Here is a 2,699-nt window from a genome sequence, read left to right on the forward strand (position 1 = left end):
CGGGCGTACGCGGCAGGCCGGATGGCCGAGCACGGCCGTCACGGCGGCCGCGCGGCTCGCGACCCACAGGCCGAGCGTGGCGTCGAACGCGAACGGCGGCCCGTCGACGAGCGCCGCATAGTAGGGATAGGGATCGCGGTGCGTAACCGCTGCGATGGGATCGGTCGGGTTCATGCAGACAGTATCGACGCAGTGCACCGCCGCATGTTTCGGGCCGGCGTGAAATGTCGCAGCGCGGGCGCCGCGTGCGACCGCCTCGCGATGTCAGGTGAATGTCAGGCAGCCGAGCGGTAGCGATGCGACTGCATGCGCATGCGGACACGCCCGGCCGAAATCGCGCGCGGCTCCGGCACCACGGTGTCGTGAGGGAACATTTCCTGCCGGAATTCGCCGTGTTCGTCGAACCACTGGCAGATCAGCCAGTCGCCGTCGTCGAATACGACCGGCCCGGCATAGGTCACGGTCATGCGCGGCCCGCCCGTCTTCAGCGTCACGACATCGCCGACGCGAAACCTGACGCGTTGATTTTCTCGGATCGTCATCGCTCTCTCAGCATTTTTATATATCGATATTCCCGGCAGCCCACCAACTGTTCATTCGAACGTGCCGCAGATTATCAATCAAAAAACCGGCCGGCAACTCCCCTTTTCAAAAATGTCATGATCGGGAAAATGCAACAATGCGCGCCATCGACACGCCCGGCGGATGCCCGGCCGCCCGATCCGGCGCGGCTTGCGCGCCGGACCCGGTCGAACGGGCGAAATGCGGAGAATAGACGATGTATTTTTCGTCGTCACCGACGTTTAATTCTGACGTGAAATCGATTGATTATTATCAATCAACTTTTCGATTGGGAACGATCCCACGATTTATTTACACTCATTCACCGAACAAAACCGGTGAATTATCCGGCGACGCAAACCAGCGGTTGATATCGCGCCCGGGAACGGCCGCTTGCGTGAACGTAAACGTGCCGTCCTGCGCCATCTCCTTCGCGGCGCGCAGGAACGCGCCGAGCGCGGCCCGCGCCAGTGCGCCGCCGACACTCACGCGCTTCACGCCGAGCGCCGCCAGTGCGTCGACGCTCAGCAATCCGCCCTGCAGCCCCATCACGACGTTCACGGGTGCGCCGACCGCCCGCGTCACCGCCGCGATGTCGTCCGCATCGGTGATGCCCGGCGCATACAGCACGTCGGCGCCCGCGTCGCGATAGGCGACGAGCCGCGCGATCGTGTCGGCGAGGTCGTGGCGGCCGTGCAGGTAGTTTTCGCAGCGCGCGGTCAGCGTGAACGGAAACGGCAGCGCACGCGCCGCGTCGACGGCCGCCGCGATGCGCTCGACCGCCGCTTCGTGCGCATAGATCGGCGCGTCGGCGCGGCCCGTCGCATCCTCGATCGACCCGCCGACCGCGCCGGCCTCGGCCGCGAGCCGGATCGTCTCGGCCACCGTGGCGGGCGCATCGCCGAAGCCGTTCTCGAGGTCGGCGCTCACGGGCAGGCCGCCCGCGGCGGCGATCTCGGCGATGTGATCGAGCATCTCGTCGCGGTCGATCGCATAGTCGGGCCGGCCTTTCGAAAAGGCGTAGCCGGCGCTCGTGGTCGCGAGCGCCTCGAAGCCGGCCATCGCGAGCAGGCGCGCGGTGCCGGCGTCCCACGGGTTCGGGATGATGAAGGCGCCGGCACGTGCATGCAGGGCGCGGAAGGCTTCGGCTTGGCGGGCTTGAAGATCGGAACGGGTCATCGCGGGCTCCAGGAGAAAGTTGACGGCCGAGCTTACGCCGATCGTGCACGCGACGTTTCAGCGTTCACCGAAATGTCGTCGCGCGACAGGAAAAAACCGATGCGCCGACTGCGCGCCGGAAGCCGGAAGCCGGAAGCCGAGAGTCGAGAGTCGGGAGTCGGGAGCCGGGAGCCGGGAGCCGGGAGCCAGGAGCCAGGAGCCAGGAGCCGGCAATCTGCAACCTGCAACCTGCAACCGGCAACCGGCAACTTGCAACCGACAACTTGCAACCGACAACGAGCGGGCCGCCGCCGCCCGTCCGTTGCCAGCAGATAGCCGCTTACCTTGCCGCCGGTGGCCCGCCGTCGATGCCGAGCAACACGTCGGTGACGGCTTCGGAGAAACGCATCGCGCGACCGTCGATCAGTACGCCGTCCGGATTCGACGGGTCCCGCGCGGCTTGCGGCACACCGTGCGCGAGCAGCACCCGCGCGCAAGCCTCCCAGTCGGCGGCGCCGACATGCTCCGGTTCGTTGACGGATGCCCAGGACAATGTGCCGAGCGCGTCGCTGCCGAACCCGTGCATGTCACGCCAGCTCGCGCCGTGCTCGAGGAGGAACGCCAGCAAGCCCGCATCGCCGCGAAACACCGCATGATTCAGCGCGCTCGCGTCCCAGTCGCCGCCCCGCGCCGCGATCGGCCAGCCCAGTTCGACCATGACCTTCACCGCGTCGCCCGACCCCCACGCGGCGGCATCCGGCAGCAGCCGCAGCCGCTCGCCGGGCAGCGCGCCCGGCAGTTCGGGATGCCGTGCCTGGATGCGTCGCGCATCGTCGGCCTCGGCGCGCGCGCAGGCCGCCACGAATGCGTCCTCGGCGTCGAGCGCCTCTTCCGCGCCCGCCGCACGCAACAACGCGGCGACCTCGGACAGCCCGGTCTGCATCGCCAGCCGGTACGCACTGACGCCCGCCGGGGTCCGC

The 2,699-nt window shown here is 67.9% G+C and carries 3 protein-coding genes and 1 pseudogene; all 4 read right to left on the minus strand.

What is annotated here, in order from left to right:
- A pseudogene (locus tag DPV74_RS40575) lies at positions 1-174 on the minus strand (cytochrome P450); the annotation flags it as partial.
- A 101-nt stretch (positions 175-275) separates the two neighbouring features.
- Positions 276-542 (minus strand): YodC family protein, encoded by a 267-nt coding sequence (locus DPV74_RS40580; protein WP_027789582.1) that lies wholly within the window; start codon positions 540-542, stop codon positions 276-278.
- Between the two features lie 337 nt (positions 543-879).
- Positions 880-1,740, minus strand: a complete 861-nt coding sequence (locus tag DPV74_RS40585) for an oxaloacetate decarboxylase (RefSeq protein WP_060086238.1) — start codon at positions 1,738-1,740, stop codon at positions 880-882.
- Between the two features lie 319 nt (positions 1,741-2,059).
- Positions 2,060-2,699, minus strand: a 640-nt coding sequence (locus DPV74_RS40590) for an ankyrin repeat domain-containing protein (protein ID WP_162923311.1), incomplete at its 5' end; no start/stop codon positions are given.

It is taken from the genome of Burkholderia sp. HAN2018 (assembly GCF_024704855.1).
GTDB classification, from domain to species: domain Bacteria; phylum Pseudomonadota; class Gammaproteobacteria; order Burkholderiales; family Burkholderiaceae; genus Burkholderia; species Burkholderia cepacia.